The following is a 25835-nucleotide window of genomic DNA, read 5'->3' on the forward strand; positions in this document are numbered from 1 at the left end:
GGGATGCGGCACGTCCCAATCGCGCACAGCGTGCGCTCCTACGGCTTTTCGCGCACAGCGTGCGCTCCTACCGGTCGCGGGCATGTGCCGGGAATCCTTGATTCCCGGGCCGCGGGCCCACAACTTCCCGATAATTCCTACGAACCGTCCCCCATGACCCTCCCCCTCAACGTCCGCCGGCTGGGGCGTGTTCCCTACGAATCCACCTGGAAGGCCATGAGCGCCTTCACCGACAACCGCACGGACGACACGGTCGACGAGCTGTGGCTGCTGGAGCACGATCCCGTGTTCACGTTGGGCCAGGCCGGCAAGGAAGAGCATGTGCTGGCCGCGGGGGATATCCCGGTGGTGCGCGTGGATCGCGGTGGCCAGGTCACCTACCACGGCCCGGGCCAGATCGTGGCCTACCCCATGATCGATCTGCGGCGGGTGGGCGTGGGCGTCCGAGAGCTGGTCTGCCGCATCGAGCAGGCCATCATCGATACCCTGGGCGAGTGGAACATCGGGGCGGAACGGCAGGAGGGCGCCCCTGGGGTCTACGTCGCCGGGGCCAAGGTCGCGGCGCTGGGCCTGCGCATCCGACGCGGGTGCAGCTTCCACGGCCTGGCCTTCAACGTGGACATGGATCTGGCCCCCTACCACCGCATCAATCCCTGCGGGTACAAGGGTTTGGAAGTCACCCAGGTGTTAGACTTGGGCGGTCCGTCGCGGTTGGTGGACGTGGAAGACGTCCTGGTACAGGAATTCTGTAAGCAGTTCGGCTTCTCCGCCGTCGCCGCCGATCCTACCCTTCCCGAACTCCCCGCCCGCGTCGCGGTCTGAGGACGTAGCCGTCATGAGCCAAACCTCTTCCCCTTCCCCACGCAGCATCCCCATCGCCGTCGTCGACAAGCCCGGCGAGAAGATGCTCGGCAACGACAAGATCGCGCTCAACCGCGCGGGCTTCGACACGAACGTGCCCACGCTGCGCAAGCCGGGCTGGATTCGCGTCCGCCTGCCGCAGGGCAATGCCGTGCAGGAACTGAAGGCGCGCCTGCGCGAGAACTCGCTGGTCACGGTGTGCGAGGAAGCCTCCTGCCCGAACATCCACGAGTGCTTCTCCAAGGGCACGGCCACCTTCATGATCCTGGGCGAGGTCTGCACGCGGCGCTGCTCGTTCTGCGACGTGGCCCATGGCCGCCCGCAGCCGCCCGACCCGCTGGAGCCGGCCCGCCTGGCCGAGACCATCCGCGACATGCGGCTGAAGTACGTGGTGATCACCTCGGTCGACCGCGACGACCTGCGCGACGGCGGTGCCGAGCACTTCGCCTCCTGCATCCGTGCCGTGCGCCACGCCAGCCCAAACATCCGCATCGAGATCCTCACCCCGGATTTCCGCGGCAAGGGCCGGATGGAGCGCGCGCTGGAGGTCATGAAGGATTTCCCGCCGGATGTCTTCAACCACAACCTGGAGACGGTGCCCCACCTCTACCGCGAGGTCCGGCCCGGCGCCGACTACCAGTGGTCGCTGGACCTGCTCAAGCGGTTCAAGGCGCAGCACCCGGAGGTCCCGACCAAGTCCGGCATCATGCTGGGCCTGGGCGAGACCATGGACCAGGTGCTGGAGACCATGCGCGATCTACGCAACCATGACGTCGACATGATCACCATCGGCCAATACCTGCAGCCGACGGCGCATCACCACCCGGTGGTCCGTTACTGGACGCCGGACGAGTTCGATGCACTGCGCGTGGCGGGTGAGGCGATGGGCTTCGGCCATGTCGCTTCGGGCCCGTTAGTGCGATCCTCCTACCATGCCGACCTCATGGCTCATGCCGCGGGTGTCGTCGAATAAACGTTTCAACGCACTCCGAGGCTGCGATTACATGATCCTTCGTCCCGCGTTCGCCCTCCTGCTCGCCCTTTCGGCGACAGGTATCCACGCTCAGAACGCCAAACCGCAGCCGGACACCGCGCCCGCGACCAAATCGGCCGCTCCCCAGCCGAAGGATGCCTCGGAAGCTGCGACCTCGCCCGAGCCGCAGCGCAAGGAATCCACCCTGCCGCTGAAGCCGACCCCGGCCGAAGCCCAGGCATCGCAGCTGTCCGCGCGGTTCCTCACGCGTTTCCATTACCAGGCCCAGCCCCTGGACGACGCCATGTCGGCAAAGATCTACAAGGCCTACATCGAGTCGCTGGACAGCGAGAAGGTCTTCTTCACCCAGGAAGACCTGGCCAGGTTCGAGCCGATGAAAACCCAGCTCGACGACGCGATCTGGAACCAGGACCTGACCGCCCCGTTCTCGGTGTTCAACCTGTACATCACCCGGGCTGTGGACCGCATGAACTACGCGCGCGGGCTTCTGGCCAAGGGCTTCGATTTCAGCGGTAACGAAAGCTTCAACTTCGACCGCAAGAAGGCCACCGCCCCGAAGAACCAGGCCGAGCTGGACGACGTGTGGCGCAAGCGCACCATGAACGACTGGCTGCGCCTGAAGCTGGCAGGCAAGACGGACGACGACATCCGCAAGACGCTGGACAAGCGCTACGCCACCTATATCTCGCGCGTGCGCCAGCTGGACAATGAAGACGCCACCCAGGCCTTCATGACGGCCTACGCTAATTCCACCGACCCGCACACCGATTACCTCGGCCCCCGCGCCGCGGACGCCTTCGACATCGCCATGCGCCTGTCGCTCGAGGGCATCGGCGCCGTGCTGCAGGCGCGCGACGACTACACCACCATCCGCGAGCTGGTGCCCGGCGGCCCCGCGTTCAAATCCGGCAAGATGAAGGCCGGCGACCGCATCGTGGCCATCGGCCAGGGCGAGACCGGCCCGATGGTCGACGTGGTCGGCTGGCGCCAGGACGACGTGGTCAAGCTGATCCGCGGCAAGAAGGACACCACGGTTCGCATCGAGGTACTGCCCGCCGATGCCGGCGTGGACGGCAAGCACGACATCGTCACCCTGGTCCGCAAGAAGGTGACGATGGAAGAGCAGGCCGCCAAGTCCAAGGTCGTCGAGGTCAAGGACGGTGACGTCACCCGCAAGATCGGCGTGATCGACCTGCCCACGTTCTACCAGGACTTCGGCGCCCGCCGTAACGGCGACACCAACTTCAAGAGCGCCACCCGCGACGTTTCCAAGCTGCTCACCGAGCTGAAGGCGCAGAAGGTCGACGGCGTCATCATGGACCTGCGCAACAACGGCGGCGGCTCGCTGTCGGAAGCCACCGAGCTCACCGGCCTGTTCATCGACACCGGCCCCGTGGTGCAGGTGCGCGATGCACGCGGCCAGATCGACGCGCAGGGCGACGACGCGCCGGGCATGGCCTGGGACGGCCCGATGGCGGTCATGGTCAATCGCGGCTCGGCGTCGGCGTCGGAAATCTTCGCTGCCGCCATCCAGGATTACGGCCGCGGCGTCATCATCGGCGAGCCCACCTTCGGCAAGGGCACCGTGCAGAATCTGGTCGACCTCGACCGCTTCGGCAAGGCGCAGACGGGCGAGGACGCCAAGTACGGCGAGCTGAAGATGACGATCGCGGAGTTCATCCGCATCAACGGCGACAGCACGCAGCTGCGCGGCGTCACTCCGGACGTGCAGTTCCCGCAGAACGGCGACGCGAAGGAATTCGGCGAGTCCACCTACGACAACGCGCTGCCGTGGCGTCATATCGACCCGGCCGACTACAAGCCGGTCGCCGATCTGAAGCCCATCTTCGGTCCGCTCAACCAGAAGCACGACGCCCGCGTGGCCACCTCGCCGGCGTGGAAGCTGATGCTGGATGAGATGGCCCAGTACAAGAAGCTGCGCGACAAGACCGACATCTCGCTCAACTTTGCGGCCCGCCAGGCCGAGCGCAAGCAGTACGAGGCGATGCAGGCCGACTTCCGCAACCGCCGGAAAGCCATCTTCGGTGGCGACGGCAGCGCATCGGACGCGTCCGACGACAGCACGGGCGACGACGGCCTCAACGCCAACGAGCGCAGCCTGAAGTCGGAGATCAAGCAGGAAGCCGACGCGAAGAAGGCCAAGGACACGCCGCTGGACGAGGCCGCTCACATCGTCAGCGACGAAGTGGCCATGATCAAGGCGGATCCGAAGGTCGCCGCCGAGGTGCTGCCGTACGGCGGTCGCAAGATCGACGCGCCGCAGACCGCGCAGGTACCGCACAAGGCTGTGGCGCCAGCCGCGGGTACGCCGGCAGGTACGCCCACGCCCTGATCGCCGCCGCATGACCCGCGCCCGTCCAGGGCGCGGGTTTTTTTATGCGCCAAACCACCTCTTCACCCGGCCGCTGCTAGCCTCGACGCGCATTTTTCCAACGTCCGAAGGCAGGCCCATGAACGATTTTCTCGACCGTGTCGGCGTAGACGCCGCCATGCGTGCGCTTATCCTCACGTACTCCATCCGCATCGGCCTGGCCATCGTGCTGCTGGTGATCGGCTTCTGGATCGCCGCGCGGCTCGCCAACCTGGGCCGGCGCGCGCTGGAGCGGGCGCGGGTCGACGTGACCCTGGCACTGTTCCTGCGCAACGCCATCTACGGCGTGCTGCTGGCGCTGCTGTTCATCCAGGTGCTGGGTACCATCGGCATCCCCACCGCCTCGTTCATCGCCGCCATCGGCGCCGCCGGCTTGGCCGTGGGCCTGGCGCTCACCAGCTCGTTGTCCAACCTGGCCTGGGGCGTGCTGCTGATCCTGTTCCGCCCGTTCCGCGTCGGTGACTACGTCACCGTGGGCGGCATCGACGGCACGGTGCAGAGCGTCAACCTGATGCACACCTTCCTGATCACGCCGGACAACCGCGAGGCCGTGGTGCCCAACGCCAAGGTGGGCGGCGACGCGATCATCAACTACAACGTGCGCGGCACCCGCCGGTTCGAGTTCAAGGTGGGCATCGGCTACGGCGACGACATCGGCAAGGCCATGAAGGTCATCACCGACCTGTTCGAGGCCGATCCGCGCATCCTCAAGGACCCGGCGCCCGGCGTCTGGACCGACGCTCTGGGCGATTCCAGCGTCAACCTGGTCATCCGCGCCTGGACCACCGTGGCCGACATGCAGGGCGCGCAGACCAACCTGCTGCGTCGGATCAAGGAGCGCTTCGACGAGGAAGGCATCACCATTCCCTACCCGCAGAGCGAGATCCGCGTAGTCGGCACGCCTCCCATCGCCCCGCCGACCGCAAACCGCCCCCTGTAGGAGCGGACGATGTCCGCGATAAGGCGCCACGACCGTTTTCGCATACCGGTTCGCGGACATCGTCCGCTCCTACAAAGGCGTGGCGGGCCCAACGATCGTTTGAATCGTGGGAAAAGTCGCGCGAGGGATTACAATCTTCCGGTTGCGCCGCAGCATGGGCGCCCGTATTCCCCCGCCGGAGGGTTAGCCGCCCGCCGATGCCTGTTTTTCTGGAGGTTCCATGGCCGACGTCAAAGAAGCCCGCGTACCCGATATTGGTGGTAACGCGGTCCCCGTCATCGAAATCATGGTCAAGGTCGGCGATCGCGTCGAGAAAGACCAGAGCCTGGTGACGCTCGAATCCGACAAGGCCACGATGGAAGTGCCTGCGCCGTTCGCCGGCGTCATCAAGGAGCTGAAGGTCAAGGTCGGCGACGAAGTCGACGAAGGCCACGTGATTGCGCTGGTCGAAGCCGAGGGCGACGCCCCGGCCGAGACGACCAAGGCCGACGCGCCGAAGGCGGAAGCCTCGAAGCCGGCGGCTACCCAGGCGGCCCCGAAGGCCGACGACGCCAAGCCTGCCGCGGCGCCTGCCGCCGCCGCGGCACCGGCTGCCGCCAAGGCACCGTCGGCGACGAAGGCCTCCGGCCCGATCAACGTCACGGTGCCCGACATCGGCGGCAAGCCGGTGCCGATCATCGAGCTGATGGTCAAGGTGGGCGACACGGTCGAAAAGGACCAGAGCCTCATGACCCTGGAATCCGACAAGGCCACGATGGACATCCCGGCGCCGGCCGCGGGCGTCATCAAGGAGCTGAAGGTCAAGGTTGGCGACGAGGTCAACGACGGCGACCTGATCGCCGTCCTCGAAGGGCAGGGCGGCGAATCCGCCGAGGCCGCTGCGGCAGACACCCAGCCCGCCGCATCCACCGATAAGCCCGGCATCGCCGAGGCGCCCGCCGAGGCACCGAAGCGCGAAGCCGCTTCGTCGTCGGCCTCCGGCGCCTCGAAGTCGGAGCCGGTCGGTGGTGCGCCGCGCACGCCGCCGGTGTCGTTCGACGCCAGTGTCATCATGCCGGGCAACGCCCCGTACGCCAGCCCGGCCGTGCGTGCCTTCGCCCGCGAGCTCGGCGTCGATGTCGCCCAGGTCAAGGGTAGCGGCCGCGGTGGCCGCATCCAGCGCGAGGACGTGTCCGGCTACGTGAAGCAGGTGATGACCTCGGGCGCTGCGCCGTCCGCGGGTGGTGCTTCCGCCGGCGGTGGCAACGGGCTCAGCCTGCTGCCGTGGCCGAAGGTGGATTTCTCGAAGTTCGGCGAAGTGGAAGAAAAGCCGCTGGGCCGCATCCCGAAGATCTCGGCCGCCAACCTCGCGCGCAACTGGGCCATGATTCCGCACGTCACGCAGTTCGAAGATGCGGACATCACCGAGCTGGAAGCCTTCCGCAAGAAGCTCGGCGAAGAGAACAAGGACCTGAAGGTCACCCCGCTGGTATTCCAGATCAAGGCGGTGGTCGCGGCGCTGAAGAAATTCCCGCAGTTCAACGCGTCGCTCGATGCGGCCGGTGAAACGCTGACGCTGAAGAAGTACTACAACGTGGGCATCGCGGTGGATACGCCCGATGGCCTGGTCGTGCCGGTCATCCGCAATGCGGATACCAAGGGCCTGCTCGATCTTGCCGCCGAACTGGGCGAGATCTCGAAGAAGGCGCGCGACAAGAAGCTCACCGCGGCCGACATGCAGGGCGGCTGCTTCTCCATCTCCTCGCTCGGCGGCATCGGCGGCACGGCGTTCACGCCGATCGTCAACGCGCCGGAAGTGGCGATCCTGGGTGTGTCCAAGGCGCAGATGAAGCCTGTCTGGAACGGCAAGGAATTCGCGCCGCGCCTGATGCTGCCGCTGTCGCTGTCGTACGACCATCGCGTCATCGACGGTGCCCTGGCCGCACGCTTCGCCGTGTACCTCGCCCAGCAGCTCGGCGATATCCGTCGCCTGTTGCTCTGACCGGAGGCGATACGCATGGCTAACACGATCGAACTGAAAGTACCCGACCTCGGCGGCTCGCACGATGTGCCGGTCATCGAGATACTGGTGAAGGTTGGCGACACCGTCGCCAAGGACCAGAGCCTGGTCACGCTGGAGTCGGACAAGGCCACGATGGACGTGCCTGCGTCGCAGGCCGGCACCATCGTCGAGATCAAGGTCAAGATCGGCGACGAGCTCAACGACGGCAGCGTCATCGCCCTCATCGAGGCCTCCGGTAGCGACGCGTCGTCCGACGCCGGCAAGGCCGTCGGCCAGTCGACAGTCAAGGATGCCCCCGCGCCGGCTACGCCGTCGCCCGCACCGGCACCGCCGAAGGCTTCCGCAGCACCTGCGGCTGCCTCGTCCGTATCGTCCGCCGCTGCGCCGTCGTCGACGGCGAAGGCCGCCGGCGATTCCGGTCGCAAGGCCGATATCGAGTGCCAGCTGGTCGTGCTCGGCTCGGGCCCGGGCGGCTACACCGCCGCGTTCCGTGGTGCGGACATCGGCCTGGACGTGGTGCTGGTGGAGCGCTACGAGTCGCTCGGCGGTGTCTGTCTCAACGTCGGCTGCATCCCGTCGAAGGCGCTGCTGCACGCGGCCGCCGTGATCGACGAAGCCGCCGCCATCGAAGCGCACGGCATCGCGTTCGGCAAGCCGGTGATCGACCTCGACAAGCTGCGCTCGTTCAAGGACAAGGTGGTCGGCAAGCTCACCGGCGGCCTGGCGCAGATGGCCAAGGCTCGCAAGGTACGCACCGTCACCGGCGTGGGCAGCTTCATCTCCGCGCACGAGCTGGAAGTGCAGACGGCCGAGGGCACCAGGCTGATCCGCTTCGAGAACGCCATCATCGCGGCGGGCTCGCAGTCGGTGAAGCTGCCTTCGTTCCCGTGGGACGACGAGCGCGTCATCGACTCCACCGGCGCGCTGGAGCTGCGCGACGTGCCGAAGAAGATGCTGGTCGTCGGCGGCGGCATTATCGGCCTGGAAATGGCCACGGTGTACGCGGGCCTCGGCTCGGAAGTCACGGTGGTGGAACTTGCCGACCAGCTGATGCCGGGCGCCGACCTCGACCTGGTCAAGCCGCTGCAGGGCCGGATCGCCAAGCGCTACAAGGGTATCCATCTCAAGACCAAGGTGGTCGCGGCCAAGGCGACGAAGAAGGGCATCGAGATCACTTTCGAGGGTGAAAGCATCCCCGAGACCACGGTGTACGACCGCGTGCTGGTGTCGGTCGGGCGCTCGCCCAACGGCAACAAGATCGGCGCCGACAAGGCCGGCGTGGAAGTCAGCGAGCGGGGCTTCATCCCCGTCGACCGCCAGATGCGCACCAACGTGCCGCATATCTTCGCCATCGGCGACCTGGTCGGCCAGCCCATGCTGGCGCACAAGGCCACGCACGAGGCCAAGGTGGCCGCCGAAGCCGCCGCCGGGCAGAAGAGCTTCTTCGACGCACGCGTCATCCCGTCGGTGGCCTACACCGACCCGGAAATCGCCTGGGTCGGCGTGACCGAACGCGAGGCGAAGGAGAAGGGCCTGAAGGTCGGCGTGGGCAAGTTCCCCTGGGCGGCCTCCGGTCGCGCCATCGGCATCGACCGCACCGAAGGCTTCACCAAGCTCATCTTCGACGAAGAAACCCACCGCATCGTCGGCGCCGGTATCGTCGGCCCGCATGCGGGCGACCTCATCTCCGAACTGGTCCTGGCCATCGAAATGGGCGCGGAAGCCGGCGACATCGGCCGCACCGTGCACCCGCATCCGACCTTGGGCGAGTCCGTAGGCATGGCCGCCGAGGTGTACGAAGGGACGATCACGGACCTTTACATTCCGAAGAAGAAATAGCGTTTCGGCAACCCGCATCGCGCACATCGTGCGCTCCTACACCCGCCCTTGTAGGAGCGCACGATGTGCGCGATCGCCGCCGCGTAGAAGCGCACGACGTACCCGATCGTCCGTGCAGAAACCTCCGACACGAACGACCGCCATCAGGCATCCCGCCCCTCACCCCCATCCGCCCCCACCCAAACCGCATCCCAATACGGATAATCCCCCACGCGCCGCACCAGCCCCGCGCGTACCAGATTGGCCACGATGTAACGCGCCGCCGCGCGGACATCCTCATCGGCACGCAATGCCCGATCATGGAACGCCCTCTGCCAAACAGGCGAGGTACGCCCTTCATCGCGCAGCGCTTTCGTCACCAGCGACTTCAGTTTCCTGACCATCTTCGACAGGTCGGCATCGGCATGGTCGTCGAGTTGCACCAGCCCGTGCCAGTGATCGGGCATCAGTACCCAAGCAAGGCATTCGGCGCGCCGCCAGGTGGTCGGTGCGTGGACGATGCGGGCTATCCGCCGCGCGGTGCGGTAGTCACCGAAGATCGGCGCACGATTCCAGGCCACGGCCGTGACGAGGTAGACGCGACCGGCCTCGGAAACCCGACCGCGACGAAGTGCCTTGTTGCCAGGATGCGATGTCATCCGTCCATCGTCCCGACGCCGGCACCGTCGAAACAGCGGCGTTCACCGCATCGCAAGATGCCCCGTGCCCGACACCCGACGTCCGGGGGTAGGAGCGCACGATGTGCGCGAAAAGCCAACAACGCGGCGACGTGGTAACCCCCCATCGCGCACATCGTGCGCTCCAACCCGGCGGGATCATCGATCCGCCTCGGTCATCGACAACGGCACATCGCATCGCGCGGGCGGTTGTGGCATCGTCCGGTGATGCCAGCACCGCAGCCAGCTCACTACCTCCGTCGCCTCGGCATCTGGGATGCCGCGATGATCGTCATCGGCGGCGTGATCGGGGCGGGCATCTTCCGCACGCCGGCCACCGTGGCGCAGCTGACCAGTTCGGGTACGGAAGTGATCCTGCTCTGGACGCTCGGCGGCCTGCTCACACTTGCCGGCGTGCTCTGCTATGCCGAGCTGGGGGCGCGTCGGCCACAGGCGGGCGGCACCTACGTGTACCTGCGCGAAGCCTTCGGCCAGTTACCGGCGTTCCTGTTCGGCTGGACGATGGCGCTGATCAATTACCCCGGCAGCGTCGCCGCCGTCGCCACCACGTTCGCCGACTACGCGTGTCGTGCGACCGGCCTGCCGCAGGAGTGGGTCAAACCGCTGGCGGTGGGGGCGATCGCCTTCATCGTGGCGGTGAACCTGTTCGGCATCCGTGCCGGTGCGTGGGTGCAGAACATCTTTACCGTGCTGAAACTCGGCGCGGTCGCATTGCTGATCGTCGTGGGCCTGTACCTGGCGCGCGGACACCTGGGCGCGGCGTTCGTGGCCGATCCCACGCACGACGTGCCGGCCAGCACGGTGATCGGTGCCATCCTCCCGGCGTTGTTCGCCTACGGCGGGTTCCATTACCTCAACGACCTGGCCGGCGAAGTGCGCGAGCCCCAACGCACGCTGCCCCGCGCGCTGGGCCTGGGCATGCTCGCGGTGGTGGTCTGCTACGTGCTGGTCAACATCGCCTACATGGCCGGCCTGGGACATGCCGGCCTGGCCGCGAGCACGGCGCCCGCGGCGGACCTGATGCGTCGTGTGTTCGGCGAATCCGGCGCGACCATCATCGCCGTGGGCATTGCCTGCTCGACCTTCGGTTATTGCAGCATCGCCATCGCCGGCGGCGCACGCGTGCTGCAGGTGATGAGCGCGGACGGCATGTTCTTCCGTCCGATCGCGCGCATCGACGCGAAGACCGGCGCGCCGCAGTTCGCACTGGCGGCACTGGGCGGCTGGGCGATCGTGCTGATCCTGTCGGGCAGCTTCAAGGCGCTGCTCAACTACACCACGGTCGGCGAATGGCTGTCGCATGCGTTCGGCATTGCGACCATCTTCTGGTATCGCAGGAAATTACGCGACGAGCCCTCGCCCTACCTCGTGCCTGGGTATCCGGTGTTGCCGCTCGTGTTCACGACGACGGTGTTGTGCGTGATTGCCGCCACCGCGATTACCGAGCCGGGCGATGCCGGGATGAGCCTGCTCATCATTGCCGTCGGTGTGCCGGTGTATTACCTGTGGCGGCGGAAAAGCGTGTAGGCGCTCGCCTCGACAGTCGCCCCGTGTAACCCGCGTTCAAGCGTTCCGTGGCAGATTCGGGGCATGCGTACTTACCTGCCCCTGCTGCTCCTGACGGCCACCGTCTCCGCCCAGGCGACCACGGTCGACCTCGTCCACCCGACATCCGCCACGCATGTCACCACGCGTGACGCCACGCTCGATGCCAACCCACGCAAGGCGGCCGATGGCGGCGAGCTGGTGGCGGTGACGTTCAAACCGTCCGCCGCGCCATCGCTGGTGATCGCGCCAGCGCAAGGCACGTGGGCATGGCAGCCGGATGGCACGCTGCGTCTGCGCGTACAGAACGGCATGCCCTGGCCGGTCACGCTCATCGTCGATATCGCCTCGGGCGAGAAGCACCTGAAGACGGTGGTCGGGCTGCCGCCGGGGCCACCGCAGACGCTGTCGGTAACACTGAAAGCCACCTCGCCGCGTGCGTTCGGCATGCAGGTGGGGCCGCCGATGCCGTTCGATGACGGCAAGGACAAACGACTGGTGGCCACGGCCGTGGACGGCGCGGTGGATGCCGGCGCCATCACCTCGGTGACCATGTCCATGCCGCAACCGGGTGCCGCACAAACGCTGCTGTTCGGCGCGCTGGACACGGTGGCGGGCGATGGCGACCTGCGCAAGGCGTACACCGGCATCGTCGATCGGTACGGTCAGTACACCCGCGCGACATGGCCGGAGAAGATCGACAGCGATGCGGCCTTGAAGGAGCGCGCGGCCCTACCCGCCGACGCGGACCACGCGAAGAACGCCGCTGCGTCGCCGGGTCTCGACCGTTTCGGTGGCCGCCTCGATCGGCCGGCACTCAAGGTCACCGGCTTCTTCCACACGCAGAAGCAGGGCGACCGCTGGTGGCTGGTGACGCCTGAGGGCCATGCGTTCTTCTCGCTGGGCGTGAATGCCGTGAACCTCACCGATGCCCGCACCTACGTGCAGGGCCGTGAATTCATGTTCCTCGATCCGGCCGTGGACCACGGCACGTTCAGCGGTGTGGCCGACAGCCGCAGCGATCAGGGCTCGCAGCGCGACAACGGCATGAACCACGGGCGATGGTGGGACATCTATTCGCAGAACGTGTCGCGCAGCCTCGGCAACGACTTCGCCTCGGCGTGGCGCAAGCGCAGTGTCGATCGACTGCGCAGCTGGCGCTTCAACACCCTGGGCAACTGGAGCGACCCGGCCTTCGCCAACGATCACCGTATCGCCTACACGGTACCGATCCTCATCAAGGGCGATTTCAACACGGTGAGCACGGGCTACGACTACTGGGGCCGGATGCCGGACCCGTTCGATCCGCGTTTCCTCAAGGCCACGCAAGCGGCCGTCGCCAACGCGAGCAAGGGCGTGACGGACGATCCGTGGTTGCTCGGTTACTTCGCCGACAACGAACTGGCCTGGGCCGGGCAGGGGCCGCAAGGGCGCTGGGCGCTGGCAGTGGGCTCGCTCGCGCAGGGGCCGGAAAGCCCCGCCAAGCAAGCCTTCCTCGCCTACCTGAAAAAAACCCACGGCGATGCCGCCAGCTTTGCCAAGGCGTGGGGCGTGAACGTCACCACCTGGGATCAGGTGGCCGCCAAGGGCTTCAAGGCGCCGGACCCTAGCGAAGCTCATCCCGCCGTGGCCGCCGACAACATGGCCTTCCTGCGCCTGTTCGCCGATCAGTATTTCCGCACCGTCGCGCAGACGCTGAAGAAAGCGGACCCGCACCACCTGTTCCTGGGTGGCCGGCTTGCCGTTCGCACGCCGGAAGTGGAGCAGGCCAGCGCCGCCTACGCGGACGTCACCAGCATCAACACGTACACGGATGTGCCCGAACACGGTTTCGACGTGGCGGCCTTTCGCAAGATGGACAAGCCCGTGATGATCACGGAGTTCCACTTCGGGTCGGCCGATCGCGGGCCGTTCGGTAACGGCGTGGCCGCGGTGGGTAGTGAGGAAGAGCGGGGCAAGGCCTACGCGCGCTTCGTGGACGCCGCCGTCGCGTCGGGTGTCGTTGTGGGCACGCACTGGTTCCAGTACATCGACCAGCCGGTCACCGGCCGGGTACTCGACGGGGAAAACGCGCACATCGGGCTGGTCGGCATCACCGATATCCCGTTCAAGGACTTCACCCGGGCCGTTACCGACACCAATGCCCGGGTCGGCGGGGGCTCAGGCGGCGCGCGGTAGCGGCAGGTCGACTCGGCGCTGCCGTAGCAGGTCCCGACCAAGAGCGAAGGCGATGGGCTCGGCCACGCCGACCAGGGCACTGACGGCCAGGTTCTGGTTGACGGCGTAGCTCATGGAAAACGCGATGCTGAAATGCGTCGCGGCGTACTTGATGGTGCGGGCCATGACGAAATCCTCAGATGGGAATGGATCTCATTATGGGGGTGCCGCGGGTGATGTCCAAGTGATCGTTTTGATGTTTTCGATAGCACACGACTATCGATGCAGGGCCATGAATCCTACGATGCCGACCACCATCAGGATGGCCACGGTCATGCAGGCGCTGGTCGGCTTGACCCGGCGCGCATCGACGCGTGGGACCAATCGCCAGATCAGGAAGGCGCCGAGCAGCATGTCCAGCACCAGCCAGCCGCGGACCCAGGCCAACTCGAGCAGGGAGGCATCCAGCGGTTGCCCATGGCGTGTCAGCAAAAGCACCGCCCCGCCCACGCCCAGCGCGATCAGCAGCCAGACCAGCATGGCGAGATAGGTGCGGTTGAACACCACCGGGGTGCGTTCGAGCCAGCGCAGGGCCGACCAGCCGATCAGGGCCGGCACGACCGCGCCGACGCTGGCATAGAGCACCAGCCAGATGATGGCCGACAACAGGGTGAGGAGGGTCTGGGTCACGTGGGCGCCGGGATCAGTACGGTGTGCCGAAGCGGGACAGCGCCTTGCTCATCAGCCAGGCGGGCCCGATCAGCAGGTATTGCAGGTCGGTCAGGAAGGAGGGTCGCTTGCCCTCGATCCGGTGACCGATGAACTGGCCGACCCACGCGACCACGAAGACGATGATGGCCGACCACAGCAGGCCACTGCTGCCGATGCTGCGGTAAAGCGAATCGGTCACCAGGGCCAGGATGATGAAGGCGCCCGCCATGGCGAGGCCGATCTTGCGCGACAGCCGGTAGAAGTAGAAACAGAAGGCCAGGAACATCGCCAGCACCGCCCACAGCCCCGGGCGCCCGAGCCAGGCCGGCACAGGCAGCAGCCAGAACAACGCCACCACGGACCAGGTAATGGCCGGCACGCACATCCAGTGGATCAGCTGGTTGGTCTCGTTCTGGTGGTCACGGCCGTAGTTGCCGAACCAGCGTGCCGCGTCGCGCATGAAAACCCCCGGAGGCGTGGCGTCCCAGGCCGGACATGGCGCTCCGGCCTGGGCGTGGAAGGTAAGCGTTGAGCCTGGCGCGCTGCAGGTCAACCTTGCGGTGCGGCAAGGCTCAGGTCAGGCGGATGCCGGCCAGCTTGTCCAGGGCCTCGGCGTACTTGGCGGCCGTGCCTTCGATGACGTCGGCAGGCACCTTCGGCGCGGGCGGCGTCTTGTTCCAGCCCAGGGCCTCGAGGTAGTCGCGGACGAACTGCTTGTCATAGCTGGGCGGGCTGATGCCGCGCTGGTAGTTGTCTGCCGGCCAGAAGCGCGAGGAGTCGGGGGTCAGCATCTCGTCCATCACGTGCAGCACCCCGTGCTCGTCCGTGCCGAACTCCAGCTTGGTGTCGGCGATGATCACCCCGCGCTCGGCGGCGTAGGCCGCGGCAAAGGCGTAGATCGCCAGGGTGGCCTCGCGCACGGCGTTGGCCAGGTCGCCGCCCACCGCATCCACCACGACGTCGAAGCTGACGTTTTCGTCGTGGTCGCCCACGGCGGCCTTGGTCGACGGGGTGAAGATCGGCTCCGGTAGCTGCTGCGCCTGCTCAAGGCCCTGGGGAAGGCGGATGCCGCAGATCTCGCCGGTGGCCTGGTAGGCCTTCCAGCCGGAACCGATGATGTAGCCGCGGGCGATGGCCTCGACCGGCACGGGCTTCAGCCGCTTGGTGATGACGGCACGCTTCGCATAAAGCGCAGGGTCCACGCCGGCGGGGAGTACCGAGGCGACATCCTCGCCGGTGAGATGATTCGGAATGATGTGCCGGGTCTTCTCGAACCAGAAGTTCGAAATCTGGGTCAGCATTTCACCCTTGCCGGGGATCGGGTCCGGCAGCACCACGTCGAACGCCGACAGCCGGTCGGTCGCGACCATCAGCAGGCGGTTGCCGGGCAGGGCGTAGACGTCGCGCACCTTGCCGCGATGGATGAGCTCGAGGCCGGGCAGGTCGGATTGCGAGAGGGTGGTCGGCACGGCGAAAGCTCCGGAGGGGACGGTTCGAAGGCCGCCATTGTACGGCCGCCATCGCGTATTTACCGGCGGCCCTGGCGTTCCGGGCGATGGGTCTGACCGATGGGCCCGGGCGTCCCTACCGATGGGACCGACCAATGGGCCTCGGGGGTAGGAGCGCACGATGTGCGCGATCCGTCTACGTCACCTATGGCGAACGAAGCCATCCCCCGCCATGGGCAAGGCGTTTCCAAACGCCAAACGAAGCCACACCGACCATCACAACCGGGTTCATGGAAGCGCCTGCCTGTGCCGACGCCCCGCTTTATTCGCAGCGTCGGAGGCTGAGGGTTCGCGCACATCGTGCGCTCCTACCCGCAGGCGGACGTAGCTGAGGATTCGCGCACATCGTGCGCTCCTACCCGCAGGCGGACGTAGTCCGCCTGCTAGAATTCCCGGTTACTGCCCTTATTACCTTGCCATGCGATTCCTACTGCACGCGGCGCTTGTTCTGGCCGTTTCCGCCACTGCCCATGCCGCCACGCCGCCTGCCAGGCCGGCGCGACTGGGGCTGTGCGCGGCGTGCCATGGCGAGGACGGCATGGCGCGGATACCGGGTGCGCCGAACCTGGCGGGACAGAAGCTCGATTACCTGCGCGATGCGTTGCGCCAATACCGTGACGGCCGTCGCGACATCCCCGTGATGCGCGCGGCCACCGGCCCACTCACCGATGCGGAGCTCGACCAGCTGGCCCAGTGGTTTTCCGCACAGATCCCCTCCAGGGCCGCTCCATGAACTTTTCCGGCACTCTCATCGGCGCGGTCCTGGGCATGTGGGCTACCCACAACCTGCTCGGCGCGCTCATCGGCGGCGCGCTCGGCTTCATGTTCGACGCCAGTCGCCAGCAGCAGCGCCGACGCACACCCGCGCAGGGCGGCTACATCGCGCCGCTGTTCGCGCTGATCGGCGCGGTGGCCAAGGCGGACGGGCACATCTCGCAGGCGGAGATCGCCATCGCCGAGCGGCTGATGGCCCGCATGAGCCTGGACCAGGAGCAGCGCCGTCAGGCTATCGACGCGTTCAACGAGGGCAAACAGCCCGAATTCAACGCCACCGAGGTCATCGACGAGCTGCGCCAGTGGGTGGGCCACCGTCGCGACCACGCGTTTCCGGTGATCGACGTAGTCATCGAGACCGTACTGGCCGAGGGCGGCAATCCGTCCACGGAGAAAATGGGCATCCTGCGCCAGCTGGCCTTCGCGTTGCGAGTCAGCGACATGGAGCTGATGGCGCTGATGGCGATGAAGGGCTATGCCTGGAACGCCACGGGCGGCGGCCGGGCCTACGGCAACCCCGGCGGTGGCGGCGGCGGTTACGTGCCGCCGCAGCGAAACACGGCCGGCCCCGATCCCTATGCCGTGCTGGGCATCCAGCGTGGTGCGGACGATCGCGCCATCAAGCGCGCCTACCGCAAGCTGATCTCGGAACACCACCCCGACCGTCTCGGCGACCTGCCCGACGACATGCGCCGCCGCGCGGAATCGCGGGCCAGCGAGATCAATGCGGCGTACGAGCGGATCAAGGCGGAGAAGGGCTTCAAGTAAGGCGTCGCGTGGCGTCCAAGACGCAGCCGGCGGGTGTGCAAAATGCATCCAGTTGTCCGCAAAATGCATCCGGCGCTGCGCAAAACACGTTCGGCGGTGCGCAGAACACATCCGGCGGTGCATGAAACGCGTCCGGCCGCGCGTAGGAGCGCACGCATGTGCGCGACATGTGTTGAGGCCGGGACTGGGAGCTGGCGCGCCAGCTCGGTGGTTGTCGCGAAAAGATGTCGCGCACGTGCGTGCGCTCCTACCGGGCGGGTGTCGTGGCAGGCGGATGTCGTGGCGGGGGATGGGGGTATGTACGCCCCGGGTCGCGGCGGGGTCGTGTACGCCGCTTTTAGGGCCGCCGGGTTAAGCTGCCGGCTTCCGTCGACACGACCACGGTATTCGCCATGCCCAAGCAAGCCCCCGTCATCGCCCCGTCCATCCTCTCGGCCGATTTTGCCCGGTTGGGCGAGGACACCCGCAAGGTGCTCGATGCCGGCGCGCAGTGGGTGCACTTCGACGTGATGGACAACCATTACGTGCCCAACCTGACCATTGGGCCGATGGTGCTCAAGGCGTTGCGCGATTACGGCATCACCGAGCACATCGACGTGCACCTGATGGTGAAGCCGGTGGATCGCATCGTGCCGGACTTCGCCAAGGCCGGCGCGCGCAGCATCAGCTTCCATCCGGAGGCCAGCGAGCACGTCGATCGCACCATCCAGCTGATCCAGGGCGAGGGCTGCGAGGCCGGCCTGGTGTTCAACCCGGCCACGCCGCTGAACTGGCTGGACTACGTGCTGGACAAGATCGACATGGTGCTGATCATGTCGGTCAACCCGGGCTTCGGCGGCCAGAAGTTCATCCCCGGCGCGCTGGACAAGATCCGCCATGTGCGCGAGCGCATCGACGCCAGCGGCCGCAATATCCGGCTGGAAGTGGACGGCGGCGTCAACGCCGACAACATCGGTGCCATCGCGGCCGCGGGCGCGGACACCTTCGTGGCGGGCTCGGCTATCTTCACCGCGCCGGACTATGCCGACGTGATCCGCCGGATGCATGCCGCCATCGACGGCGGCTGAGCCCATTTTCACGATGTAATAGCAAACCCGGTAGTATGGTAATGGCAGGGTAAGGGTAGCCCCACACGAGGGGCCGCCTGAAAGGGATCGATTCGACCGCTCGGGAGACAGGCTCATGCGCATGTTCCGTACGCTTTCGTTCGCCATACTCGCCACGTTTGCCATGGGCAGCGCGGTCGCCGACACCGTGGCCGAGCCGGCCGACCCGCGCGCCCTGTTGCGCAAGGTCAACGCCTACTGCCCCGGCGGCATCCAGCGCATCCTCCCCGGCGAGTATTACTTCTGTGCCGCGGCACGCGATTTTGGGTATGGCCATAACAGTCGTGCCCGCGAACGCCTGCGCGACGCGGCCTACTGGGCCAACAAGCCCGCCCAGTACGTGCTGGGCCTGATGTATTACAACGGCGACGAAGGCCCGGCCAACCGCCCGCTGGGCGTGGCCTGGCTTGCGCTGGCGTCCGAGCGCCACGACCCGCGTTTCGAGCCCGCGTTCGCCAAGGCGTACCTGGAGTTGTCGCCGGCGGAGAAGGCGCAGGCGGATGCCTACTGGGCTGACCTGCGCGCCAAGTACGCCGACGCGACGGCCGGCAACCGGGCGCATCGCATCTACCTCGCAGAAATGCGCAACCTCGAGGCGGCGGCCATGTTCGGCGGCTCCATCTTCATCGACGGCCTGTCGCCGCAGAACGGCGAGGAGATCGGCCAGTTCAATGCCGGTGGCGGCTCACGCGTCGGCAGTGGCATGCGTGGCTTCTCGATGGAGCGACTGATCGCCGCGACGGGCGAAGACTACTTCCGCGGCCTCAACGGCAGCGTGACCGTCGGCGATCCGCAGATGGTGCAGCTGGGCAGCGTGGTGACCAAGCCGACCACGCGGGCCGAGTGACGCCCACATAAAAATCTCCCCTGGCCGTCGGGACAGGGGAGCGAAGGAAGCTCCGGCAGGAGCATTCGGGGGAAACGGTCAGTGCAGGCCGAACAACACGCCCAGCACGAGGGCGCCCAGCGCCAGGGCCACGCGCAGCGGCTCGAAGTCGCGCTCGAGTTCGGTATTGTCCGCGTCGGGTTTGGTCGTCATCGTCGTATCTCCATCGGCGCCACAAGCGCGCCGTCATGCCTAGTTGAATGCCGCGCTCGGCGGACGGAGCGTCCGACAAGGGGCAATCCGCGGATGGTTTATGGCAAACCGAAGGCAAAGGGTTCGTGCACGGCGCGCAAGGGCCGGGGATAGGGCGAAACGCGGGCAATCGAGGGGCGGGCCTTGCGCCGACGGGCCCCCCATAGCACCCTGCGCACGCCGATCCTCCACACCGGAATACCCATGGCCCGCAGCATCGCCATCGTCGAAGACGAACCCCTCATCCGCGCCAACTACGTCGAGGCGCTGAACCGCTTCGGCTATGAAACGCGGGGCTACGGCTCGCGTCGCGATGCCTCCACCGCCTTCGCCATGCGCCTGCCCGAGCTGGTCATCATCGATATCGGCCTGGGCGACGAGCCGGAAGGCGGGTTCGACCTCTGCCGCGAACTCAGGGCCAAATCAGCCACGCTGCCGATCATCTTCCTGACCGCGCGCGATTCGGATTTCGACGTCATCTCCGGCCTGCGCCTGGGCGCCGACGATTACCTGTCCAAGGACACCAGCCTGCACCAACTGGCCGCACGCATCGCCGCGCTGTTCCGGCGGATCGAGTCGCTGAAGGCGCCGGCAGCCAGCGAGACGGTGATCGAGCATGGGCCGCTGAAGCTCGAATCCGAGCGCATGCGCGTGCTGTGGAACGGCATCGAGATTCCGCTGACCGTCACCGAATTCTGGATGGTGCACACGCTGGTGCGTTTCCCCGGCCACGTGAAGAACCGCGACCAGCTGATGCGCGAAGCCGAGCTGGTGGTGGACGACGCGACCATCACCTCGCACATCAAGCGCATCCGCAAGAAGTTCATCGCGCTGGCGCCGGATTTCGACGCCATCGAAACCGTGCACGGCGTGGGCTACCGCTGGACGCCGTGATGCTCCACGCATGAGCCTGCGCCAGAAGCTGCTGCTGGTCGCCCTGTGCACGCTGGCCCTGCCGGTGGCGGGGTGGCTGTACGTCCGCCAGATGGAAACGCTGCTGCGCGAAGGCCAGGCGCAGGCCCTGGTGGCCTCCGCGCGCGCCATGGCCCGCAGTCTGGTAGTGGTCGACGCACCGCTGCCGCCCGCCGGGCCGGTCTGGTACGTGCAGCACACCAGCGTGCCGATCACCGTCGACGGGTACGCCGACGACTGGGCCTCGCTCAGCCCGTGGGCGCAGACGCTGGGCAAGGCCGCGCGGGTGATGCTGGCCGAAGACGATCGCTGGATGTATTTCTACGTGGACGTGCGCGCCCCCCAGCGTCACCGTGCGGATGCCGCGGATCGTCTCGCGCTCAATGCCGATCACCTGATCGTCTCCATCGCCAGCGGCGACGACACCCAGCGCTACCTCATGGCCAGCGCCGCACCGGGTGCGACGACGGCCATCGCCCTGGATGCGGACGCCGGCGTGTTGCCCGACCGCATCAATGCGCAGTGGCAGGAGGACGGTAGCGGCTTCCGGGTGGAGTTCAAGCTGCCGCGCGGCCTGCGCCTGGATCGCTTCGGACTCGGTGTCCACATCGCCGCCGACGGCGACAGCGAGCCGCTGACGGCCGACAATCGCCCGCTGCTGGATTTCTCCACGCCGCTGTCGCAGGAAGTGTCGCGGCTGGCACCCGACGGTGTGCGCGTCCGCATCCTGTCCCCCGATGCCTGGCTGGTGGCGCAGAGCGGCAAGCTGTCGTTGCCGGACCTGCCCGCCGGCGATCGTCCCGGCTGGTTTGCGTCGCTGGTGTACCGCTCATTGCTGGCGACACGGATGGACAGCGACAGCGCGTGGGCGGAAGACGCGCCCCGGGTGGACCTGCCCGAGGTGCGCGAGGCGATGCGGGGCAAGACCGCCACGGCATGGCGTGCGGGCGAGGCACGCGGCAGCGTGGTGCTGGCCGCCGCGATGCCGCTGCAGATGCGCGGCCGCAGCCACGGCGTGGTGTTGCTGGAGCAGCCCAGCCGCTCGGTACCGCTGCTGGCCAACCGCGCGCTGTTCGGCCTGCTGCTGACCAGCTTCGCCGTGCTGCTGGTGGCCGGCGGCGTGCTGCTGTTGTTCGCCACGCGGCTCACTTTCCGCCTGCGTCGCCTGCGTAACGCGGCCGAACGGGCACAAGCCAACGACGGCCGCCTGGACGGCCCGTTCCCGCTGACCGACGCCACCGACGAACTGGGCGACCTGGCGCGCAGCTTCGAGCGCCTGTTCGAGGTGGTGGGCGGCTACACGGACTACCTGCGCACGCTGGCGTCCAAGCTGTCGCACGAACTCAACACGCCACTGGCGATCGTCAAGTCGTCGCTGGATAACCTGGATCATGCCGGCCTGCCGCCGGAAGCCGCACCCTACCTGGCCCGGGCGCGCGATGGCGTGGCACGCCTGGGCCAGCTGGTCCGCGCGATGAGCGAAGCCAGCCGCATGGAGCGCGCCATAGCGTCGGCGGAGGCGGAAGACGTCGACCTGGCGGCCGTCGTGCGCGGCTGCGCCGAAGGCTATCGCGCCCTGGCCGGCGAGCGCCGCCTCGACGCCGATCTGCCGCCCACGCCGGTGCTTATGCACTGTTCGCCGGAACTCATCGCGCAGGCGCTCGACAAGCTGTTCGACAACGCGCTGTCGTTCACCGCACCGGATGGCTGGTTGCGCATCGCCCTGCGCCCCACGCCCGATGGCGCCGACATCGAGCTGGCCAACCAGGGCCCGCCGTTGCCCGCGGCGATGCAGGGTCGCCTGTTCGATTCCCTCGTCAGCCTGCGCGACAAGGCCACCCCCGGCGACGCACCGCACCTCGGTCTGGGGCTTTACGTGGTGAGGCTGGTCGCCGAACGCCACCAGGGCAGCGCCAGCGCCCGCAACCTCGACGACGGCGTGGCCTTCACCCTCCACCTCCGCGGCCTCCCCCGCCAACGCCTGGGCTAACCACCCCGACGCGAACGCCCCTCCCACACCGCACCGTCGTAGGAGCTCACGATGTGAGCGATCACCCCGCCGTTGTGTAGGAGCTCACGATGTGAGCGATCACCGCATCGTATTTTTGCGTAGCGGTGATGAAGAGCATCGCCCACATCGTGGGCTCCTACCAGGGGGCGGGAGGGTGGTCGCGGCCCCATCCCCGTCATGTTGGGCCTACAATCGCGGGTCATCCCAAGGTCACTGCTGACGACCCATGATTTCCCGCGAACAATTCGACGCCTACGCCGCCGAGGGCTTTACCCGCATCCCGTTGGTACGGGAGGTGTTTTCCGACCTCGATACACCGCTGTCGGTGTACCTCAAGCTGGCGGATGGCCCGTACACCTTCCTCTTCGAATCGGTGGAAGGCGGCGCGACCTGGGGTCGTCACTCGATGATCGGGCTGCCGGCACGGCGGGTGTATCGCCTGCGCGGGCACGAGCTGGAAGTGGAGGAAAGCGGCGAGGTGATCGAGCGGCGCCATCTGGACGATCCGCTGGCCGAGATCGAGGTGCTGCGCAAGCAGTACGAGGTGCCGAAACTGCCGGGGCTGCCCGACTTCACCGGCGGTTTGGTCGGCTACTTCGGCTTCGAGACCATCGGTTACATCGAGGAACGGCTGGCGCAGTGGGACAAGAAAGACGAGCTGGGCACGCCCGACGTCCTGCTGATGCTGGCGGACGAGATCGCGGTGTTCGACAACCTCAAGGGGCGCCTGTACCTCATCGTGCACGCGGACCCGTCCAGGCCGCAGGCCTACGCGGAAGCCATGCGGCGACTGGATGCCCTGACGTTCCGCCTGCGCCAGGGCGGTGTGTCGTACCCGCAGCTGCTGCAGCCGGCCGCGCTGGATGAATCCGACTTCAAGTCGTCGTTCACCCGCGAGGAATACGAGGCCATGGTGCGCAAGGCGCAGGAATACATCCTGGCCGGCGACATCTTCCAGGTGGTGCCGTCGCAGCGCCTGAGCGTCGGTTTCAACGCCCGTCCGGTGGATGTGTATCGCGCGCTGCGCGCCACGAACCCGTCGCCCTACATGTTCTTCATCGACATGGGTCCGACCCAGATCGTCGGCTCGTCGCCGGAGATCCTGGTGCGCCTGAAGAACGGTCGCGTGGTGCTGCGTCCCATCGCCGGCACGCGCCGCCGCGGCAAGGACGAGGCGGAGGACATGGCCCTGGAGACCGAGCTGCTGGCCGACCCCAAGGAGCGCGCCGAGCACCTGATGCTGATCGACCTGGGCCGCAACGACGTGGGCCGGGTCAGCCAGACGGGCACGGTGGAACTGGCCGAATCCTTCGTGGTGGAGCGCTATTCGCACGTGATGCACATCGTCTCCCAGGTGGAAGGCGACATCCGTGGCGATCTTTCCTACATGGACGTGATCAAGGCGACCTTTCCGGCGGGCACGGTCAGCGGCGCGCCTAAGGTCCGCGCGCTGGAAATCATCCAGGAGCTGGAGCCGTTCAAGCGCAACATCTACGCGGGCGCCATCGGCTGGCTCGGCTGGTGGGGCGATGCCGACACGGCCATCGCGATCCGCACCGCCGTGATCCAGGATGGCCGCCTGCACGTGCAGGCGGGCGGCGGCGTGGTCTACGACTCCGACCCGGCCGCGGAGTGGGAAGAGACGATGAACAAGGGGCGGGCGTTATTTCGTGCGGTGGCGCAGGCGGCGAGGGGGCTGTAATGTCCACCTCGTCGCGCTTGCAACCGGTTGCGGTCGAAGAGGCACCTACGTTCGGCGCATCCGCCCCCACGGAACGAGAGAGCCCCATGATCCATCCACGCACGCTTATCGCCGCCGGCAGCCTGGCCTTCATGGCTGCCGCCACCGCCACGCCGTCCCTGGCCCGCGAGCCCTTCTGCGACGACATCGCGTCGCGCACGCAGGCCTTGGCGCTGATCGAGACGCTCAATGCCGACCTGCTCAGCCATCCCAGCGCCACGCTGACGCTGGAGCGCTGGTGCGGCGACCACGAACTGGCCGCCGTGCCGACCATCGTCGCGCGCCGGATCAAGGGCCAGGACAAGCCGCTGCCCGACGACGCAAGGCAGATCCTGGGCATCGGACCGGACGAGCCGGTGCGCTACCGCCACGTGCAGCTGGTGTGCGGCGAGCGCGTGCTGTCCGAGGCCGACAACTGGTACGTGCCGTCGCGGCTCACGCCGGAAATGAACCAGATCCTGGACACCACCGACCAGCCGTTCGGCAAGGTAGTGCAGGCGCTGAATTTCCGTCGCCAGACCACCAGCGCCGACCTGCTCTGGGCGCCGCTGCCCAAGGGCTGGGAGATGGATGCGCCGCTGCCGCCGCCGAAGTGGGGCCCGCTGGCCATTCCGCACGATGTGTTGCAGCACCACGCGGTGCTGTTCACTGGCAGCAACCAGCCCTTCAGCCTGCTGGTCGAGACCTACACCTCCGAGGTGCTGGCCTTCGGGCGTCGCCCCTGAGTCCTCAAAGGTCCACTCAAAGGGCCTGGTCCAGCGCCTGGTAGAAACGCTCCGGCGCCTCGATCATCGGCGCATGGCCCAGCCCGTCGAGCGGAATCAGTCGGGCGCCGGGGATCTTCGCGGCGGCTTCCCTGCCCAGGGTGGGGTAGTCGCCGAGCGTGGCGGCGATGGCCGGCGGCGTGCCGTCCTTGCCGATCACCGTGCGGTCGGCCTGGCCGATGATGAGCACGGTCGGCACGCGGATCAGCGGGAACTCGTAGATCACGGGCTGCGTGTAGATCATCTCGTAGGTGAGCGCGCCGGCCCACGATGACGTCTCGCGCCCGTCGCCTTCGTACTGGCCGGCCTGCATCAGCACCCAGCGGTCGTAGGCCGGGTTCCATTTGCCGTCGTAGTAGCTCTTCATCTGGTACGCCTTGATGCTGGCGTAGGACGTTTTCAGCTCGCCCGCATACCACTGGTCCACACTGCGCCAGGGCACGCCCTTGGCGCGCCAGTCTTCCAGGCCCAGCGGGTCGACCAGCACCAGTTTTTCCACGCCCTCGGGATACATCAGCGCGTAGCGCGCGCCGATCATGCCGCCCATCGAATGAGCGATCACGGTGGCCTTGTCCACGCCCAGGCTGGCGAGCAACGCATGCGTGTTGGCGGCCAGCTGGTGGATGCCGTAGGGATATTCGCGCGGCTTGGACGACTTGCAGAAGCCGATCTGGTCGGGGATCACCACGCGGTAGCCGCGATCGCGCAGGCGCTCGGCGGTGGCCACCCAGTACGGGCCGCAGAAATTCTTGCCGTGCAGCAGCACCGCGGTGTGGCCGTTCGGATGGGCGGGCATGAGATCCATGTACGCCATCTCGAACGCGCGGCCTTCGCTGTGCACGGTGAACATCGTGACCGGATAGGGATAGGACGCGCGCTCCAGGCGTGCGCCCAGCGCCTCGACGCGTGGGGTGTCGTCCGCCAAGGCGGGCAGAGCGGGAAGCAGTAGAGAGAGGGCAAGAAACACGCGACGCATCGCCATACTCCGACAGGGGATATCGGCCATCGTAGGACACCCCAGTGTGAAGGCCGGTGGCATACTCGTTCGCCTGAGT

General features: G+C 67.1%; 22 protein-coding genes. 16 read left to right on the forward strand and 6 right to left on the reverse strand.

Annotated elements, in window-relative coordinates:
• Positions 1–153 precede the first annotated feature (153 nt).
• The 6 genes from lipB to lpdA all read left to right on the forward strand — a co-directional run bounded on the left by lipB (position 154) and on the right by lpdA (position 9028).
• The gene (lipB, locus tag FA89_RS07215; protein WP_051938597.1) at positions 154–822 is read left to right on the forward strand and encodes a lipoyl(octanoyl) transferase LipB; all 669 of its coding nucleotides are present in this window, start codon (positions 154–156) and stop codon (positions 820–822) included.
• A gap of 13 nt (positions 823–835) precedes the next feature.
• Positions 836–1834: a lipoyl synthase gene (gene lipA / locus FA89_RS07220; protein ID WP_036139613.1), complete on the forward strand. Its 999-nt coding sequence runs from the start codon at positions 836–838 to the stop codon at positions 1832–1834.
• Between the two features lie 31 nt (positions 1835–1865).
• Positions 1866–4208, forward strand: coding sequence for a carboxy terminal-processing peptidase (locus FA89_RS07225; RefSeq protein WP_051938598.1), 2343 nt, complete (start codon positions 1866–1868; stop codon positions 4206–4208).
• A gap of 118 nt (positions 4209–4326) precedes the next feature.
• Positions 4327–5187 carry a mechanosensitive ion channel family protein gene (locus FA89_RS07230; RefSeq protein ID WP_051938599.1) on the forward strand — a complete coding sequence of 287 codons (861 nt, stop codon included), beginning with the start codon at positions 4327–4329 and terminating at the stop codon, positions 5185–5187.
• A gap of 220 nt (positions 5188–5407) precedes the next feature.
• Positions 5408–7168 (forward strand): dihydrolipoyllysine-residue acetyltransferase, encoded by a 1761-nt coding sequence (gene aceF / locus FA89_RS07235; protein ID WP_036139614.1) that lies wholly within the window; start codon positions 5408–5410, stop codon positions 7166–7168.
• Positions 7169–7183: 15 nt separating this feature from the next.
• Positions 7184–9028: a dihydrolipoyl dehydrogenase gene (lpdA, locus tag FA89_RS07240; RefSeq protein ID WP_036139615.1), complete on the forward strand. Its 1845-nt coding sequence runs from the start codon at positions 7184–7186 to the stop codon at positions 9026–9028.
• Between the two features lie 143 nt (positions 9029–9171).
• Here the strand turns inward: lpdA and FA89_RS07245 are convergent, their stop codons facing one another.
• Positions 9172–9666 (reverse strand): REP-associated tyrosine transposase, encoded by a 495-nt coding sequence (locus FA89_RS07245; protein WP_036139617.1) that lies wholly within the window; start codon positions 9664–9666, stop codon positions 9172–9174.
• 246 nt (positions 9667–9912) lie between these two features.
• Between FA89_RS07245 and FA89_RS07250 the strand changes: the two genes are divergently transcribed.
• Positions 9913–11232, forward strand: coding sequence for an APC family permease (locus FA89_RS07250; RefSeq protein ID WP_036139619.1), 1320 nt, complete (start codon positions 9913–9915; stop codon positions 11230–11232).
• Between the two features lie 63 nt (positions 11233–11295).
• Positions 11296–13428, forward strand: coding sequence for a hypothetical protein (locus FA89_RS07255; protein WP_051938600.1), 2133 nt, complete (start codon positions 11296–11298; stop codon positions 13426–13428).
• On the opposite strand, the gene FA89_RS07260 is transcribed toward FA89_RS07255, so the two are convergent.
• The 4 genes from FA89_RS07260 to FA89_RS07275 all read right to left on the reverse strand — a co-directional run bounded on the left by FA89_RS07260 (position 13411) and on the right by FA89_RS07275 (position 15587).
• Complete coding sequence (locus FA89_RS07260) at positions 13411–13593, reverse strand: DUF2061 domain-containing protein (RefSeq protein WP_036139620.1); 183 nt, start codon at positions 13591–13593, stop codon at positions 13411–13413. The genes FA89_RS07255 and FA89_RS07260 overlap by 18 nt on opposite strands.
• Positions 13594–13683: 90 nt before the next feature.
• Entirely contained in the window at positions 13684–14097 is a 414-nt protein-coding gene (locus tag FA89_RS07265) for a hypothetical protein (RefSeq protein WP_036139622.1), read from the reverse strand.
• Positions 14098–14110: 13 nt separating this feature from the next.
• The gene (locus tag FA89_RS07270; protein WP_036139624.1) at positions 14111–14578 is read right to left on the reverse strand and encodes an Mpo1 family 2-hydroxy fatty acid dioxygenase; all 468 of its coding nucleotides are present in this window, start codon (positions 14576–14578) and stop codon (positions 14111–14113) included.
• A 112-nt stretch (positions 14579–14690) separates the two neighbouring features.
• On the reverse strand, positions 14691–15587 hold the full coding sequence (locus FA89_RS07275; RefSeq protein WP_036139627.1) for a phosphoribosylaminoimidazolesuccinocarboxamide synthase: 897 nt from the start codon (positions 15585–15587) through the stop codon (positions 14691–14693).
• Between the two features lie 457 nt (positions 15588–16044).
• Between FA89_RS07275 and FA89_RS07280 the strand changes: the two genes are divergently transcribed.
• The 8 genes from FA89_RS07280 to FA89_RS07315 all read left to right on the forward strand — a co-directional run bounded on the left by FA89_RS07280 (position 16045) and on the right by FA89_RS07315 (position 24741).
• Complete coding sequence (locus FA89_RS07280; protein ID WP_036139628.1) at positions 16045–16359, forward strand: c-type cytochrome; 315 nt, start codon at positions 16045–16047, stop codon at positions 16357–16359.
• The gene (gene djlA, locus FA89_RS07285) at positions 16356–17168 is read left to right on the forward strand and encodes a co-chaperone DjlA (protein ID WP_036139630.1); all 813 of its coding nucleotides are present in this window, start codon (positions 16356–16358) and stop codon (positions 17166–17168) included. The genes FA89_RS07280 and djlA overlap by 4 nt, the downstream gene beginning before the upstream one ends.
• Before the next feature lie 392 nt (positions 17169–17560).
• Positions 17561–18235: a ribulose-phosphate 3-epimerase gene (rpe, locus tag FA89_RS07290; RefSeq protein ID WP_036139632.1), complete on the forward strand. Its 675-nt coding sequence runs from the start codon at positions 17561–17563 to the stop codon at positions 18233–18235.
• A gap of 121 nt (positions 18236–18356) precedes the next feature.
• Positions 18357–19121: a hypothetical protein gene (locus tag FA89_RS19125; protein ID WP_185754267.1), complete on the forward strand. Its 765-nt coding sequence runs from the start codon at positions 18357–18359 to the stop codon at positions 19119–19121.
• Between the two features lie 435 nt (positions 19122–19556).
• The gene (gene pdsR / locus FA89_RS07300; protein ID WP_036139635.1) at positions 19557–20246 is read left to right on the forward strand and encodes a proteobacterial dedicated sortase system response regulator; all 690 of its coding nucleotides are present in this window, start codon (positions 19557–19559) and stop codon (positions 20244–20246) included.
• Between the two features lie 10 nt (positions 20247–20256).
• Positions 20257–22254: an ATP-binding protein gene (locus FA89_RS07305; RefSeq protein WP_036139638.1), complete on the forward strand. Its 1998-nt coding sequence runs from the start codon at positions 20257–20259 to the stop codon at positions 22252–22254.
• 247 nt (positions 22255–22501) lie between these two features.
• The gene (gene trpE / locus FA89_RS07310) at positions 22502–23977 is read left to right on the forward strand and encodes an anthranilate synthase component I (RefSeq protein WP_036139640.1); all 1476 of its coding nucleotides are present in this window, start codon (positions 22502–22504) and stop codon (positions 23975–23977) included.
• A gap of 86 nt (positions 23978–24063) precedes the next feature.
• The gene (locus tag FA89_RS07315; protein WP_036139643.1) at positions 24064–24741 is read left to right on the forward strand and encodes a hypothetical protein; all 678 of its coding nucleotides are present in this window, start codon (positions 24064–24066) and stop codon (positions 24739–24741) included.
• Between the two features lie 16 nt (positions 24742–24757).
• Here FA89_RS07315 and FA89_RS07320 read toward each other — a convergent pair whose 3' ends face one another.
• Positions 24758–25756: an alpha/beta fold hydrolase gene (locus FA89_RS07320; RefSeq protein WP_221174285.1), complete on the reverse strand. Its 999-nt coding sequence runs from the start codon at positions 25754–25756 to the stop codon at positions 24758–24760.
• Positions 25757–25835 lie beyond the last annotated feature (79 nt).

The sequence above is a fragment of the Luteibacter sp. 9135 genome, from assembly GCF_000745005.1.
Lineage (GTDB): Bacteria > Pseudomonadota > Gammaproteobacteria > Xanthomonadales > Rhodanobacteraceae > Luteibacter.

Excerpts from the sequence above, each read along its gene's own strand:
- FA89_RS07230 (WP_051938599.1), top strand. The coding sequence starts at position 4,327 with ATGAACGATTTTCTCGACCGTGTCGGCGTAGACGCCGCCATGCGTGCG.
- lipA (WP_036139613.1), top strand. The coding sequence starts at position 836 with ATGAGCCAAACCTCTTCCCCTTCCCCACGCAGCATCCCCATCGCCGTC.
- FA89_RS07245 (WP_036139617.1), bottom strand. The coding sequence starts at position 9,666 with ATGACATCGCATCCTGGCAACAAGGCACTTCGTCGCGGTCGGGTTTCC.
- pdsR (WP_036139635.1), top strand. The coding sequence starts at position 19,557 with ATGGCCCGCAGCATCGCCATCGTCGAAGACGAACCCCTCATCCGCGCC.
- aceF (WP_036139614.1), top strand. The coding sequence starts at position 5,408 with ATGGCCGACGTCAAAGAAGCCCGCGTACCCGATATTGGTGGTAACGCG.
- FA89_RS07225 (WP_051938598.1), top strand. The coding sequence starts at position 1,866 with ATGATCCTTCGTCCCGCGTTCGCCCTCCTGCTCGCCCTTTCGGCGACA.
- FA89_RS07305 (WP_036139638.1), top strand. The coding sequence starts at position 20,257 with ATGAGCCTGCGCCAGAAGCTGCTGCTGGTCGCCCTGTGCACGCTGGCC.
- FA89_RS07270 (WP_036139624.1), bottom strand. The coding sequence starts at position 14,578 with ATGCGCGACGCGGCACGCTGGTTCGGCAACTACGGCCGTGACCACCAG.
- trpE (WP_036139640.1), top strand. The coding sequence starts at position 22,502 with ATGATTTCCCGCGAACAATTCGACGCCTACGCCGCCGAGGGCTTTACC.
- FA89_RS07315 (WP_036139643.1), top strand. The coding sequence starts at position 24,064 with ATGATCCATCCACGCACGCTTATCGCCGCCGGCAGCCTGGCCTTCATG.
- djlA (WP_036139630.1), top strand. The coding sequence starts at position 16,356 with ATGAACTTTTCCGGCACTCTCATCGGCGCGGTCCTGGGCATGTGGGCT.
- lpdA (WP_036139615.1), top strand. The coding sequence starts at position 7,184 with ATGGCTAACACGATCGAACTGAAAGTACCCGACCTCGGCGGCTCGCAC.
- rpe (WP_036139632.1), top strand. The coding sequence starts at position 17,561 with ATGCCCAAGCAAGCCCCCGTCATCGCCCCGTCCATCCTCTCGGCCGAT.
- FA89_RS07250 (WP_036139619.1), top strand. The coding sequence starts at position 9,913 with ATGCCAGCACCGCAGCCAGCTCACTACCTCCGTCGCCTCGGCATCTGG.
- FA89_RS19125 (WP_185754267.1), top strand. The coding sequence starts at position 18,357 with ATGTTCCGTACGCTTTCGTTCGCCATACTCGCCACGTTTGCCATGGGC.
- FA89_RS07320 (WP_221174285.1), bottom strand. The coding sequence starts at position 25,756 with ATGCGTCGCGTGTTTCTTGCCCTCTCTCTACTGCTTCCCGCTCTGCCC.
- lipB (WP_051938597.1), top strand. The coding sequence starts at position 154 with ATGACCCTCCCCCTCAACGTCCGCCGGCTGGGGCGTGTTCCCTACGAA.
- FA89_RS07260 (WP_036139620.1), bottom strand. The coding sequence starts at position 13,593 with ATGGCCCGCACCATCAAGTACGCCGCGACGCATTTCAGCATCGCGTTT.
- FA89_RS07280 (WP_036139628.1), top strand. The coding sequence starts at position 16,045 with ATGCGATTCCTACTGCACGCGGCGCTTGTTCTGGCCGTTTCCGCCACT.
- FA89_RS07255 (WP_051938600.1), top strand. The coding sequence starts at position 11,296 with ATGCGTACTTACCTGCCCCTGCTGCTCCTGACGGCCACCGTCTCCGCC.